Source organism: Acinetobacter baumannii (assembly GCF_009759685.1).
GTDB classification, from domain to species: Bacteria; Pseudomonadota; Gammaproteobacteria; order Pseudomonadales; family Moraxellaceae; genus Acinetobacter; species Acinetobacter baumannii.
In genome coordinates, this window is record NZ_CP046654.1 from 2,849,776 (window position 1) to 2,863,958 (window position 14,183).

At 39.0% G+C, this 14,183-nt stretch carries 11 protein-coding genes; 9 read left to right on the plus strand and 2 right to left on the minus strand.

Going from position 1 to position 14,183, the window contains the following annotated elements; all coding sequences use genetic code 11:
* Positions 1 to 22 precede the first annotated feature (22 nt).
* Positions 23 to 700 carry an HAD family hydrolase gene (locus GO593_RS13715; RefSeq protein WP_000756788.1) on the minus strand — a complete coding sequence of 226 codons (678 nt, stop codon included), beginning with the start codon at positions 698 to 700 and terminating at the stop codon, positions 23 to 25.
* A 158-nt stretch (positions 701 to 858) separates the two neighbouring features.
* A complete protein-coding gene (locus GO593_RS13720; protein ID WP_001984096.1) occupies positions 859 to 2,106 on the minus strand; it encodes a serine hydrolase in 1,248 nt (415 codons plus the stop codon).
* 354 nt (positions 2,107 to 2,460) lie between these two features.
* Between GO593_RS13720 and GO593_RS13725 the strand changes: the two genes are divergently transcribed.
* The 9 genes from GO593_RS13725 (at position 2,461) to GO593_RS13765 (ending at position 14,139) form a co-directional block, all read left to right on the plus strand.
* Positions 2,461 to 2,778 carry a hypothetical protein gene (locus GO593_RS13725; RefSeq protein WP_001038426.1) on the plus strand — a complete coding sequence of 106 codons (318 nt, stop codon included), beginning with the start codon at positions 2,461 to 2,463 and terminating at the stop codon, positions 2,776 to 2,778.
* A gap of 283 nt (positions 2,779 to 3,061) precedes the next feature.
* Entirely contained in the window at positions 3,062 to 3,973 is a 912-nt protein-coding gene (gene mumR, locus GO593_RS13730; RefSeq protein WP_001049897.1) for a LysR family transcriptional regulator MumR, read from the plus strand.
* A gap of 345 nt (positions 3,974 to 4,318) precedes the next feature.
* The gene (locus GO593_RS13735) at positions 4,319 to 5,572 is read left to right on the plus strand and encodes an NRAMP family divalent metal transporter (protein ID WP_001984095.1); all 1,254 of its coding nucleotides are present in this window, start codon (positions 4,319 to 4,321) and stop codon (positions 5,570 to 5,572) included.
* A gap of 34 nt (positions 5,573 to 5,606) precedes the next feature.
* Positions 5,607 to 6,371, plus strand: coding sequence for a LamB/YcsF family protein (locus GO593_RS13740; RefSeq protein WP_000496072.1), 765 nt, complete (start codon positions 5,607 to 5,609; stop codon positions 6,369 to 6,371).
* An 11-nt stretch (positions 6,372 to 6,382) separates the two neighbouring features.
* A complete protein-coding gene (locus GO593_RS13745; RefSeq protein WP_000276209.1) occupies positions 6,383 to 7,189 on the plus strand; it encodes a putative hydro-lyase in 807 nt (268 codons plus the stop codon).
* Positions 7,190 to 7,221: 32 nt separating this feature from the next.
* On the plus strand, positions 7,222 to 8,811 hold the full coding sequence (locus GO593_RS13750; protein ID WP_001211809.1) for a 5-oxoprolinase subunit B/C family protein: 1,590 nt from the start codon (positions 7,222 to 7,224) through the stop codon (positions 8,809 to 8,811).
* Positions 8,811 to 10,529 carry an acetyl/propionyl/methylcrotonyl-CoA carboxylase subunit alpha gene (locus GO593_RS13755; protein ID WP_001090999.1) on the plus strand — a complete coding sequence of 573 codons (1,719 nt, stop codon included), beginning with the start codon at positions 8,811 to 8,813 and terminating at the stop codon, positions 10,527 to 10,529. Before GO593_RS13750 ends, GO593_RS13755 begins: the two co-directional genes overlap by 1 nt.
* Before the next feature lie 302 nt (positions 10,530 to 10,831).
* Positions 10,832 to 12,052, plus strand: a complete 1,221-nt coding sequence (locus tag GO593_RS13760; protein WP_000698629.1) for a chloride channel protein — start codon at positions 10,832 to 10,834, stop codon at positions 12,050 to 12,052.
* Between the two features lie 347 nt (positions 12,053 to 12,399).
* Positions 12,400 to 14,139: a ShlB/FhaC/HecB family hemolysin secretion/activation protein gene (locus GO593_RS13765; protein ID WP_001179932.1), complete on the plus strand. Its 1,740-nt coding sequence runs from the start codon at positions 12,400 to 12,402 to the stop codon at positions 14,137 to 14,139.
* Positions 14,140 to 14,183: the final 44 nt, after the last annotated feature.

The following is a 14,183-nucleotide window of genomic DNA, read 5'->3' on the forward strand; positions in this document are numbered from 1 at the left end:
TTTTCATATAGTGCGTATTAGATTAAAAATGATGCGGATTAATTAACCTTCTAACCGTTTCTTCGAGTTCATCGTAATGATGAATACTTGCATCTGAAAGAGAAGGATGAAGGGTAAGAGTTGGATGAAAATATATTGTTTTCATACCAATTTTTTTGGCACCTTCTATATCTGCTTTGGGATTGTCTCCAATAAAAATACAATCTGATGGCTTACAATCTAGTTGATTGCAAGTGTATAAATAGATTTCAGGATCTGGTTTTCTTAAACCTATAGCTTCAGAAATCACGATAATCGAAAAATAGTCCGTTAATTCTAAAGCATAAAAATTTTTCTCCTGAAAAGGTGTTTTTCCATTGGATACTAAGCCTAATGTGTACCCTTGAGCATGAAGATTTTGAATAGTTTTTGGAGCATTTTCAAATGCTGTAGAGAATTTATTAAAATCATTAATGTAAGATTGCAGCAATTCAGATGTATCATATTTTTTGATATTAAAATCTTTAATTAATTGACTGTAAACAATATCTTTCCAAACGCTTCCGTTATTGTCTAGCTCTATGAATCGGTTAATAAAAGATTTTTTTAGCTCATGGGGTACCAAGTTTAAGTAGCTTACTTGCCAGTTAAGAAATTTTAAAAGTGATTCATTTCGGTTAAGAATAGTTTGATCTAGGTCAAACAAGAGAACTTTTTTCATTTTTAGCATCTTTTATAAATAGATTAATATTTATAGCGAATTTCTATCTATTGTTCAGTTTAATTAAAATACTTTTACGATTATTCTTTGAATAACTCTAAATCAAAATAGCCCATCATAAGGAATTGCTAAAAGCCACTCATGATGGGCTTTTGTACTTAAGGATTTATAGAATCAACAGCTTGAAGCATGCCTGTAAATAATATTGCTAGTTTTGATTCGGGTTGTGGCTCATTTCCATTTGCGGTAAATACGGCACACACTTTATGGCCTTTTTGAGTTTTTCCAATTACAGAAAAGTTGATGACGCCGTATTCGGATCCACCTTTGAAACCAATCTTTTGCCAATTTAAATTTTTAAAAAGTGGATTTAAAGAACTGTTCAGAGCCGGAGCATCTTGAACACTTTCAAGAAGAGGACAAATCTCATGGGCTGACATATACCATTCAGCATCTTGCCAAGTAGCCGATTTTCCAATGCTACTCACACTTGGTAGCGGTAGTTTGTCTAGCTCAGCGAGTGCTTCTAGACGAGCCGACTTTGTTCCTGTTTTAAACTTATTTCTGAGCTTTTCATTACTTGGGTCAATCAGTTGAAATAGCTCTCGTGTCGTCAGCAGAGGAGAATTTCTAGGTGACAACGCTTCTATACGAGGTTTCTTTAATACCTCTATCAAGCTATCGGTTGCTGTATTATCGCTAATTTGTATCATTAACTGTGCAAGAAGTTCGAGATTTACAGGCGTACCAGCAGGCAAGTTTTGTAAAACTCCAGTTGGCAATGAGCGATTCTTTTCTTTTAAAGAAACAATAGTTTCTCTTTTTAATTCGCCTTTTTTTATCGCATCTTCATAAGTTTTTAAAACCAGTAACTTAAAAGTCGAACCGACAGCCATAGGAGTTTTATCGTTTTCTACAACCACAGGCTTGTTATCTACAATAACTAAAAGAGATGTTTTACCGATTGCATTTTCATGTAGATCTTTAACCATTTCGTCTAGGCTTATTGTCTTAAAATGAGGCGCGCTAAACCAAAGAGTACTAATTTGTCCTTGCTCATTTAAGCTAATTGAAACGGGTAATTCTCCCTTTTCGAAATTAATAGTCCCAGAGCCATTTGAAACATTAATACTTTTAAGAGCACCTAAAGAGACTTTTAAATCATCAACAATTTTTTGAATTTGTGTGATGGGAACTTGTCCTAAAAATTGAGGGCTAAATAAAGAAGCTTCTATGGGTTTATCTGCAAAAATTAATGAAAGTGTAGTCGATAAATTATCCATTTTTTGTTCTGTCGCTGCATGAGTAGTAGAAATAACAATAGGGGAAACATTCAAAGCCGTAACACCTACAGCAAAAAATAAAGCTCTAGTTGCGTACATTTTCTTGGTGAGAAAGTTCTTCATTAAATGTCCTCTTATATTCAGACTTATTTACAGTTTTTTATAAAATAGTTTTAAAGTACTCATTCATTTTGGCCTATCAAACCTAATATATCTATATAAATTTCATAAGTTTTATAAACCAGTTTTTAAAACTTAATTATTTTAAAAAGGCAGAAGAAACAGAAAAATATTTAATCTTTTTTGAGAGTATTTAAGTAAATATTCAAAGAATTAAAATGTAAAATGATTACATTAACTATCAATAAATCTGAAAGATTCTAACTTTTATGATCAAGAAAAAGTAGTTATCTTAATCAGGCTTGAGCACAAACTCTTAAAGTGCTCCTTTTTAGTTTGATTTTTTAGGTATTTAAAATGAATAAAATGCATGTAACTTTGGCTGTAGTGGTTGGTTTAATTATTGGTGTTGTAGTCGGTGCGATAGGTTACTCTAAAACGGCCGCACGTTATGATGCGATGACCACCGCATGTGTAATGGTGAATCAGGCAGTTGAACATGAAATCTTGAAGCCTGAACAAGTAAAAGAGTTAGGTGAGCTTACAGGCCAAACCCTTAAGAAAGATTATGCTTCTGTGGCATCAAAGTTTAAGTTTTCTGAAAATCAATTAGGTAATGCCTCTGAAGGTTCTAATTGTAGCCAGTTTATTGTTGGTGTGAATGCAGCACAGTAACCACGTGTGATGTTATAAAAATTACCTTCAATTACTTTTAATTTATAACGATCAACCGTCCTTAAGGGCGGTTGATGCAATTTATAGTATTTTATATTTGTAGATTTTAGAAGAATGAAAACATTGAATACATTTAGCTTTAAGTAAGTTTCTATCAAAAGCTCAACGTTATTTTTTAAGTGAAATAAATCAAATTTAACTAAAAACGAATAAATGGGTAGCCTAACTCAGCTAAAAGCTTACATACTATAAAAGTAAAGGAATTTTTAAGACAGGACGAAACGTGAATTTAAAGAATCTTGAAGCATTTTACTGGGTGGTGACTTTAAATAGCTTCAATAAGGCAGCAACTAAATTACAAACCACGCAGCCTGCGGTATCTCAAAAAATCACATCTCTTGAAAATGAATTAGGTTTTAAAGTTTTAGACCGGAGCTTGCGGCAGTTTAAACTGACCCATAAAGGCATGACATTATTTAAGTATGCTGAAAAGTTTATGCGTTTAGAAACTGATCTGGTTGCAGAGCTTACCGAAAATCAGCACCTGACCGGAACCATACGTTTAGGCGTTTCCGAAACCATTGTGTATACATGGTTGGTTGAATATATCGAAAAAGTTCAACAGGAATTCCCAAAAGTTTCGGTTGAAATTGTGGTAGATCTGACCCCTAACTTGCAAGAAGGGGTACGTACAGGCGACTTGGACATGGCCTTTTTGCTTGGGCCAACTTTGGCTTTTGAATGTATTGAGCAGTCGCTTTGTAACTTTGAACTGAGTTTCTTGGCGGCGCCATCTTTTAAAGGTGGAATTGGGCAAATGTCTTTTAAAACCTTAATGTCGCATACCATTTTAACCTATCCAAAAATTACCTATCCCTATAAAGAATTAAAGGCAAAAATGAAAGAAAAGGGGATTGATGAACCACTTTCTATTACTAGTTATTCTTTAGCGACGTTATTGCGTCTAGCCGAGCAAGGTTTGGGTATTGCGGTCGTGCCGACCTTAACGGCATTAAAGGAAATTACCGACGGACGATTGGAAATATTAAATACGCCCATCCGTTTAAAAACCTTTCATTTCACGTCTATTTATATTCATGGTAATGACGTTGCTTTGAAAGAAAAATTAACTGAAGTAGCGGTTCAGGTTTCAGAAAGTGCCATGAAAAGACTCAATGAACAAATTAAAAAATAAGATGTTTCTTGGATGCTTTTTACTCCTGTTTTTTCTTATTAAAAAAAGCTGTTTTGTAGGTAAAACGATAAAAGCAGCTTATGTACTTCAATAAGTAAAATTTATCTCACTCTTTATTTTGAGTATAAATTTATAAAAATCAAAATCTTAAAATTTTAAATTTCTGTAAAAAGTCTTATTGTTCGTAGGGATTAGCTATGTTCTTATTTTAAACACAAGATTTGATCACCGATTGTGTTGATTGGGGAACAGGGAATCTTTGTCATTTAAAAGGATTAAAGAATATCGTTTGGGACAAAAAATGATGTTCTTGATTCAATTTGAAAATAGCGTTGTTAAGCTCAAATGGATGAGGAACGCATTAATATGTCTTTACTGAAATCTTCTTTTTTATCAGATCGCCAATGGGCCATTGTTGCCTCAATTTTTATGATGGCGACCTCTGCAATGGGGCCAGGATTTTTAACCCAAACTGCTGTATTTACAGTTAAGTTAGGTGCTGCATTTGGCTTTGCAATTTTAATTTCTATTTTGATTGATTATGTCGTCCAACAAAATATCTGGCGAGTAGTGACACTTACCCAGATGCGTGCATCAGACATTGCCAATAAAGCCTTACTGGGTAGTGGTTATTTACTGGCGTTTCTGGTGATATTGGGTGGGTTTTTCTTTAGTGTCGGTAATATTGCAGGTGCAGCTTTAGGTTTAAATGCACTTTTTGGCCTAGATACAAAGTGGGGCGGTATTTTAAGTGGCGCCTTAGCCATTTTGATTTTTGCCTCTAAAAAAGCCACGCTTGCCATGGATAAAAGCATGATCGTGTTGGGATTGCTTAAAATCTTGCTGATTATTATTGTGGCCGTCATTGTAATGCCTCCTGTTGGGCAAGCAGTTCAGCAAACCTTTGCTCCAGACCAAATCGACTTTGCCATTATTACCACTATTGTTGGCGGTACAGTTGGTGGTTATATCTGTTACGCAGGTGCGCATCGCTTACTCGATAAAGGCGCTATTGGACCTGAAAATATTAATGAAGTTGCCAAAGCTGCGACCAAGGGCATTATTGTAGTCGGCATCATGCGTTATGTGTTGTTCTTAGCATTCTTAGGTGTGGTGGTAAGCGGTGCTCATATTGATTTAGCCAGTCACGATGCCAATCCGGCAGCCCAAGCATTCCAATATGCGGCAGGCACATTTGGTTTTAAATTATTTGGTTTAATTTTCTGGGCAGCTGGTATTAGTAGCACGATCGGCGCAGCATATACCTCAGTTTCATTCTTTACTGCATTTAAAAAGAACTTAACACCAAAACAGACCAACTATACGACCATTACCTTTATCGCATTAGCGTTATTGCTCTATGTGTTATTGGGTGCAACTCCGGCAGGCCTACTCATTTTCGTAGGTGGTTTTAACGGATTGGTGTTGCCAATTGGCCTTACAATTTTTGTGTATGTGGCTGCATGCCGTAAAGATTTAATGGGTAATTATAACTATCCAAAGTGGTTGCTTATTTTAGGTGGATTAACATGTTTGTTGACGTGGTGGATGGGCTATATGTCATTTACGACAGTATTTAATTATTTGACCAAACTTTAAGCCAGACGACATGAATTGATAAAGGAATAATGCCATGTTTGTAGATTTAAATAGTGATTTGGGCGAAAGCTTTGGCTCATGGAAAATGGGTAATGATGACCAGATTTTACCTGTTGTGACCAGTGCCAACATTGCTTGTGGTTTTCATGCTGGTGACCCGCTCGGCATTTTAAAAACAGTTCGTAAAGCGGTTGAACTTGGCGTGACTATTGGCGCTCACGTGTCTTATCCAGACCTTGTTGGATTTGGCCGTCGTAATATGGATTTGTCACGTGACGAACTCATTGCCGACGTGCTTTACCAAATTTCTGCACTCGATGGTTTAGCGAAAGTAGCTGGCTCAAAAGTGCAGTACGTTAAACCACACGGTGCACTCTACAACACCATTGCCCATGACCAAGCTCAGGCAGCAGCCGTAATTGATGCCATTAAAATGTATAACCCTGAACTGGTTTTAGTTGCTTTGGCGGGGTCTAACTTGGTAGAGCAAGCACGAGCTGCTGGTTTAAAAGTTGTGTCCGAAGCATTTGCAGACCGTGCTTATAACAGCGATGGTTCATTGGTGTCTCGCCGTTTAGAAGGTGCGGTTTTACACGACTCGGCATTTGTTGCGAGCCGTGTGGTGTCTATGCTTAAAAATGGTGGGGTTGAGTCAATTGATGGTGTATTTACCCCAATTCAGGCTGACACGATTTGCTTACACGGCGATACCGACGGTGCACTAGAAATGTCGGCTGCCATTAAAGCCGAGCTTGTAAAAAATAATATTGAAATTCGACCATTTGTAAATAAAGCATAAGGAAGAGCGCAATGTATAAGGATATTAAAGTCGACCCAGCTCAGCTTGAAGCCGCATTACATGCACGTTTAAAAATCCGTGCAGGTTTCGATAAACCAACGGCGGGCATGGCTGCGGGTATGACGCAGGTCAACATGATTTCAGTGCCAAGAGATTGGGCATATGACTTTTTACTCTATGCACACCGTAACCCGCAAAGCTGCCCAGTGCTTGATGTGCTCGAAGAAGGCATCTATGCAACTAAGCTTGCAGCAGATTCAGACATTCGAACTGACTTTCCACGTTATCGCATTTGGAAAGATGGCGAAATGGTCGATGAAGTGACCGATGCGAGAGAGATTTATAATGCTCATCCTGATTTAGTGACTTTCTTAATTGGCTGTAGTTTTTCGTTTGAAACAGCTTTGCAAGAAGCGGGGATTGAAGTTCGCCACATTCATGATGACACCAATGTGCCGATGTATCTGAGCAATATAAAGTGCGAACCGGCAGGGCGTATTTCAGGAAATATGGTGGTTTCCATGCGACCAATTCCATCTCATCAAATTAGTGAAGCAGTAAAAATTACAGCGCGTATGCCAAGTGTACATGGGGCACCTGTACATATCGGGCACCCTGAAAGCTTAGGTATTAAGGATGTAAATAAGCCTGACTTTGGTGATGCTTCCCGTATTGAAGCGGGTGAAATTCCAGTATTTTGGGCATGTGGGGTAACACCGCAAGCAGCAGTCATGAACTCGAAAATTCCTTTTGCGATTAGTCATGCACCGGGTTACATGTTTATTACCGATATTCCTGACCGTGCTTGGATGGGCTAAATAGCTAAAGAAGAATTAAAAAGGATAAGCAAATGCGTTTTTTATCGGTAAACGCCGATTGTTTTCTTATTGAGCTTGCGAGCTTAGAAGAAACATTGGCGTTGTACAATAAATTGCAAAATACGCAATTGAATGGAATTAAAGACTTAGTCCCCGCTGCAAAAACAATTTTGGTTTTTTTTAATGAGATCGAAACCAGTTTTAAAACGCTGGTTGCTTCAATTCAGAGCCTCAAAATTGATTCTGGATTTGAGCGTAGCGGCCAAGAAGTGATTGTGCCGATTTGCTATAACGGCGAAGACCTTGCGCAAGTTGCCGAGTTACAAGGGCTGACTGTTGCTGATGTGATTAGAAAACATCACCAAAGCGTGTGGAATGTGGCTTTTATTGGGTTTGCGCCGGGCTTTGCGTATATGAGCAGTCCCGATAAGCCTTTTACCGATATTCCACGCTTAACGGTTCCCCGTAAAAAAATACCGTCAGGCTCTTTGGGGTTGGCTGGAAAATACTCTGGTATTTACCCAAAAGACAGTCCGGGTGGTTGGCAGCTGATTGGTACAACAACAGAAAAAATGTGGGATTTAGAGCGTAAAAATCCTGCATTGCTGTTACCGGGTATGACCGTACATTTTGAAGATGTCACGCATCGACCAACTACTGTGACTGTACCGCAACAAATCACGCTTAAGGTTGAGTCTAAACAGTCTAAGTCTGTGCCACTTTTTACGATCACGGCGCCAAGTCTACAAATGCTTATTCAAGACGAAGGGCGTTTAAACCAGACCAATATTGGTGTTGGCGTGGCTGGTGCAATGGATTTATCTGCCATGCATAGTGCCAACCGTATTGTGGGTAACCCAACCGATACACCTGTCATTGAAGTTTTAAATGGCGGCCTAAAAGCCAAAATGCAGCATGCAGGCGTTATTGCGGTGGCAGGCGCGATCTCAAACATTCGTGTGAAATTTGCCGATGGTCAAACCGCAGACTTTGCAAGCTATCAACCGATTGATTTGGACGAAGGCGATGAATTTCAAATTCTGCCGCCGACAGCAGGCTTAAGAAACTATCTGGCAGTTCGCGGTGGTATCGACGTTGAACCAGTGCTCAATAGTGCTTCGTTTGATAGCTTGGCAGTGTTAGGGCCAGAGCCTTTAAAGCTTGGAGATACCATTTATCAGGGACAGGTAAAGGCAACCAACATTAGTGTAAATGAAGTGGGTAAAAGTGATTTGCCAAAAGCTGGCGAAGTCGTTGAGCTAGATATTGTGATGGGCCCACGTACAGACTGGTTTGAACAAGACAGTATTGAACTGCTCTGTCAGCAAGAATGGTTGGTAACCAATGAAAGCAACCGCGTCGGGCTAAGACTTTCAGGTGCACAGCCTTTATCTCGCAAAATCACCCATGAACTGGAAAGTGAAGGCACATGCATTGGCGCTTTGCAAATTCCACCGAGTGGTCAGCCCGTTTTGTTTATGAATGATCACCCTTTAACGGGCGGATATCCGGTCATTGCCTCAGTTGCTAAACACCATTGGGATTTGGTGGCACAGATTCCGGCAGGTTGCCGCATCAAATTTAAAAAAATTGCCGAATTTACAGATTTTGAGAATGAATGATGAATACAGAAAAATTATTGATTGCTAACCGTGGTGAAATTGCTGTTCGTATTATTCATGCTTGTCGTGATATGGGAATTTCTTCAGTCGCGTTATATGCAGATGACGATATTGGTAGCATGCATGTTGAACTTGCGGATGAAGCATGGGGCTTGGCTGGTGCAACTGCCAGTGAAACCTACCTAAATATTCCAGCCATTATTGAAGTTGCAAAAAAATCAAAAGCGACCATGGTCCATCCGGGTTATGGCTTTTTATCTGAACGTGCTGAATTTGCCCAAGCTGTGATTGATGCGGGCTTAAAATGGGTAGGGCCATCTCCAAGTGCCATTGAAAAACTAGGTGATAAAATCGAAGCACGTAAAATTGCAGCTTCGGTTGGTGCGCCGTTGGTTCAGGGTACACAAGACCCACTTAATAATGCAGATGAAGCTTTAGAGTTTGCCAAACAATATGGTTTACCAATTGCCATTAAAGCCGCATTCGGTGGTGGTGGCCGTGGCTTAAAAGTCGCGTGGAAACTCGAAGAAGTGAAAGAGCTTTATGAGTCGGCAGTACGAGAGGCAAAAGCTGCCTTTGGTCGTGGTGAATGTTTTGTCGAGCAATATTTAGATAAACCGCGCCATGTAGAAGCGCAAGTAATAGCCGACCAACATGGCAATATTGTGGTACTGGGTACACGCGATTGCTCGTTGCAACGCCGTAACCAGAAGTTAGTTGAAGAAGCACCAGCGCCATTTATTAGCGATGAGATTTATCAGCAAATTTTAAGCTCGGCAAAAAACATTTGTCAGGCTGCAAACTATGTGGGTGCGGGTACAGTTGAATATTTACTGAGTCGTGACGGCAAGCTTTCATTCTTAGAAGTAAACACACGTTTGCAAGTTGAGCACCCAGTGACCGAAGAAACCTCAAAAGTCGATTTGGTCGTTGAACAAATTCGCGTGGCTCAAGGTGAAGTGCTTTCTATTAAAGAAACTCCAAAAGCACAAGGTCATGCGATAGAGTTCCGTATTAATGCCGAAGACCCAGCCCGTGGGTTTATTCCGGCCTTTGGTGTGTTGAGTTTGTTTGAAGCGCCGTTTGGTAACGGGGTACGCATGGACACTGGCGTTCGCACGGGTTCATTAGTATCTAGCCACTTTGACTCACTCATGGCAAAACTGATTGTCAGTGGTCCAACCCGCGAAGTTGCAATTGCCCGTGCGAAACGTGCTTTGAAACAATTCAAAATTGAAGGCGTGGCGTCGGTTTTAGACTTCCACCGTGCGGTACTCAATGAACCTGACTTTACCGATGAATTTAATGTACATACACGCTGGATCGAAAATGACTTTAAACAAGAGTTAAAGCCAACCAAACGCGGCATTCCAAACCATCAACAACCAATGCTGCTCAGCTACATTGAAATTGATGGCAAGTTACACCGTCTAGGTTTACCTGCGGGCATGTTTGCACAAGGGCCAGCAACCGCCGTTCAAGCCCAAACAGCCGAGCCAGAAGTCAGTGCCGAGCATTTACTGGCACCCATCAATGGTGTGATTAGTGCTTGGAAAGTTGAAAATGGTGAGCAGGTCACCGAGGGGCAAGTGGTTGCCATTATGGAAGCCATGAAAATGGAAGTGCAGGTACTGGCACATCGAAGTGGTGTTATTCAGATTGGTGCCGAAAAAGGCACGACCTGCCATGCAGAAACTGCCATTGCGAGTATTCACTAAGCTATGAACTGTTTTAAATTGATTGAGTCTTAGTTCGCTAAGACTCAACATAACCTTTATCTATCAAATCAGTGAGGAATTTTTTCAACGTTGTCGTTAACGAATTTCGTCTTGAAAAAACACAGTAATTATGAGATATTTGTCACAGTTTGGTGATACTAAAAATTAATCACTGTATTGAAAGCTCGCATATGCGGGCTTTAATTTTTAGCCCAGTTTAAGCATTTCTCACTTAATGAGCTGGCAGCATAAAAACAATTTGAGAATTTGGCACTCACTCAAAGGCGAATTGAAGAAAGCGAATGAAAATTCTACCTTCATCTGAATATGATCAAATTCTAAAATACAGTGTCTACTGGCTCGTCATTTCGATTGTGATTGGAGTCGTTGCAGGGTTGGCATCGACTTTAATTTTTGTGGCTTTTGATATTTCAAATAAAGTGAGAAGCCTGCATCACTGGCTCATCTACTTTTTGCCTTTCGTGGGGTTTGGTATTGGTTATCTCATTAAAAAATATGGATCACCGATTGAACGTGGAACTCATTTACTCATAGATGAAATTCATCAACCCAAGTCGTTTATTCCAAAACGAATGAGTCCCATCATTTTTATTACCTCAATTTTAACGCAGTTGTTTGGTGGTTCGGCAGGGCGAGAGGCGCCAGCGGTTCAGCTTTCGGGTGCTTTAATTGACCACCTGAGCCATATTTTAAAAATCTCGGAAGATAACCGAAAAATTTGCTTAATCGCCAGTATCGGCGCGGGCTTTGCTGGGGTGTTTGGCTTGCCTCTGGCGGGTGCAATCTATGGTTTAGAAATTACTGCCTTAGGTAATTTAAGATACTCAGCCATTTTTCCATGTTTTGTGTCGGCGCTGATTGCTTCGGCCATACCTGAGCTATTCGAAATTGTTCATCCGCATGTTTTTTATGTGATTAGTGAATTTCCAGCCATTCATTTTGGAACGCTCATGAGCCTGATTGCGGCAGGGTTGATCTTTGGTTTAGTTGCGCGTTTCTTTATTGCAGCTATTCATTTTGCGAGTGATGTCTTTTATAAATATGTTCGGTATTTGCCTTTAAGAACGATGGTGGGTGGTATCGTCATTATGCTACTCACTTTGTTCACTGCGCATCAGCAATACAATGGTTTGGGTACAGATAAAATCATTTCATCTTTTTATGTGCCGATTGAGTTTTACGACTTTTTTAACAAGACCATTTTTACTGCCATTACTTTAGGTTCGGGTTTTAAAGGTGGTGAAATTACACCACTCTTTTATGTGGGTGCGACATTAGGTAATGCTTTAGGGGCGGTTTTAAACCTGCCTATTTCATTGCTTGCAGGCTTAGGGTTGGTCAGTCTTTTTTCAGGCGCGAGTAAGGCACCGTTAACCTCTATTATTTTAGCTGTTGAGCTATTTGGAATGAATGTTGCCACTTATGCGATTATTACTTGTTTGTTGGCAGCGCTATTTTCAGGGGATTGTGGGTTGTATCGCCGTAAAAAGTTGATGGATTGATTAAGGCTTTGTAAGGAGTTGAGTGGTTTTAGGTTGCTTAATTCCTATTAAATCTTCTTTTTTAATAATAATGATAAAAATTAGCCTAGTAAGTAAAATACTTCTAAAAATATGAAAAGAATTGAATTTATATTTTATAAAAGAAGATGGAAATTAATTTTAATGAACAATTATTGTTTTCTAAATATTTAAATCATGGGTATACATTAATAAAAATTAAAAATATTTAAAAAATTTCCAAAATGTTTCAATTATGAATTTTTTATGACATTTATTGTTGATTATGAATGATTCATGTAGTTTTTGTTTGATTTTTTATCTATTTGGTAAATTAAAAATAATATTTTATGCAAAACAAAATTTTTTTTACTCACGCTTTTTTTCTTTTATATGGGTTAGCTACGCATGCTTATGCTATCGATGATATTTCTTTACCAGATCGTATACGTCAGGAACAACGTTTAAAAGAGCTTAATCAACAATTAGAAGCGCAAATCACTCAACTTCCACCTAAACCTGTCACTACCCAATTGCAGGATTTTAAAACTATAGTTGTTCCGGAAGAGCCATGTGTTCAGGTCAAGAATATTAATTTTGATAGCAAAACGTTACAGGACCCTGAATATTATAAATTTCACTTTATGCTTCGGGCAATCTGGAACCATCCCCAGAAGATCATTGGCGAATGTATCGGTACGCAAAGCTTACATAACCTCGTTAATTTTGCCCAAAATGAGTTGATTAAAAAAGGATTTATTACCAGTCAGGTTACTGTTGACCCTCAAGATATCCAGCAAGGTTCTTTGCGACTTGGTGTGCAGATTGGGCGCTTACGTAAAATCATCGTAGAAGGTGAGCAACTCTCCTTATTACAACTTAAAGCAGCTTTACCCTTTAAAGAAGGTGATTTCCTGAATTTACAACAACTTGATCAGGGGCTAGAAAACTTAAAACGAGCTTATACGGTAGATATACAAATTTTGCCGTCAAACGAGTCTGTTCAGGAAACTCAAGGTTATAGCGATCTGGTTATTAAGTTACAGGCACATTCAAAGATCAGTTTAAATTTAGGCTTGGATAATTCAGGTAGTAAAGATACTGGTAAATACATCGGTAGCTTAGGAGTCAATATTAACAATCCATTCTACTTAAGCGATTCTCTTTCCTTTAATTTTAGTCATTCATTAGATAACTTACATCGAGACTTAAATAAAAACTACTTTGTAAGTTATCAGCTTCCGTTAGGAAACTATGATTTCAGTACTAGCTATAGCCGTTATCAATACGAGCAAAATGTATTGGGTGCAAATAGTGTACTACGTTATCACGGCTTAAGTGAGCAGGGTAACTTGAATGTATCTCGAGTCCTTAGCCGAAGTGGGCAACATAAAACCAGTCTCTATGGCAAGCTCTACCATAAGCAAAACTCAAACTTTATTGATGATATTGAAATTGAAGTTCAACGTAGAAGAACGTCAGGCTGGAATGCAGGAATACAACATCGGCAATATCTGGGGGTTGCTGTATTAGATGCAGGCTTGGATTATCGGCATGGTACAGGTGCCTTTGATGCATTATTAGCACCAGAAGAACAAATTAAGGATGTTGATAAAAATCCATTACCGCCAGAAGGGTATTCCCGTGCTCCGATCTGGAGTGCCGATTTACGTTTTCAAATGCCATTTCAGCTTTTGGATACGCCAGCCCAATACCGTCTGAACTGGCGTGGACAATATGCTCCACGAGTTTTAGTGCCTAATGATCGTTTTTATATCGGTGGTCGTTATAGCGTCCGAGGTTTCGATGGTGAATTGATGCTATCAGGCGATAACGGACAGTATTTACAACAGGAAATCAGCGTAAATACACAACTTCCTAATACTCAATTTTACATGGCTGTAGATCAGGGCTGGGTGAACGGTGAGAACAGTATTGCCGGACAGCGCCATCTGATGGGGAGTGTCGTAGGACTACGAAGTTATCTGAACCATTTTTATATTGATGCCTTTACAGGGCGAGGCCTAATCGCACCAAAGAGTATAAAAAAAGACTGGATTTTGGGATTTAGTCTAAATGCTTTTTATTAATTTTATTAATAACTTGAGATTCATTTTAATTAGAGAAAACTGAC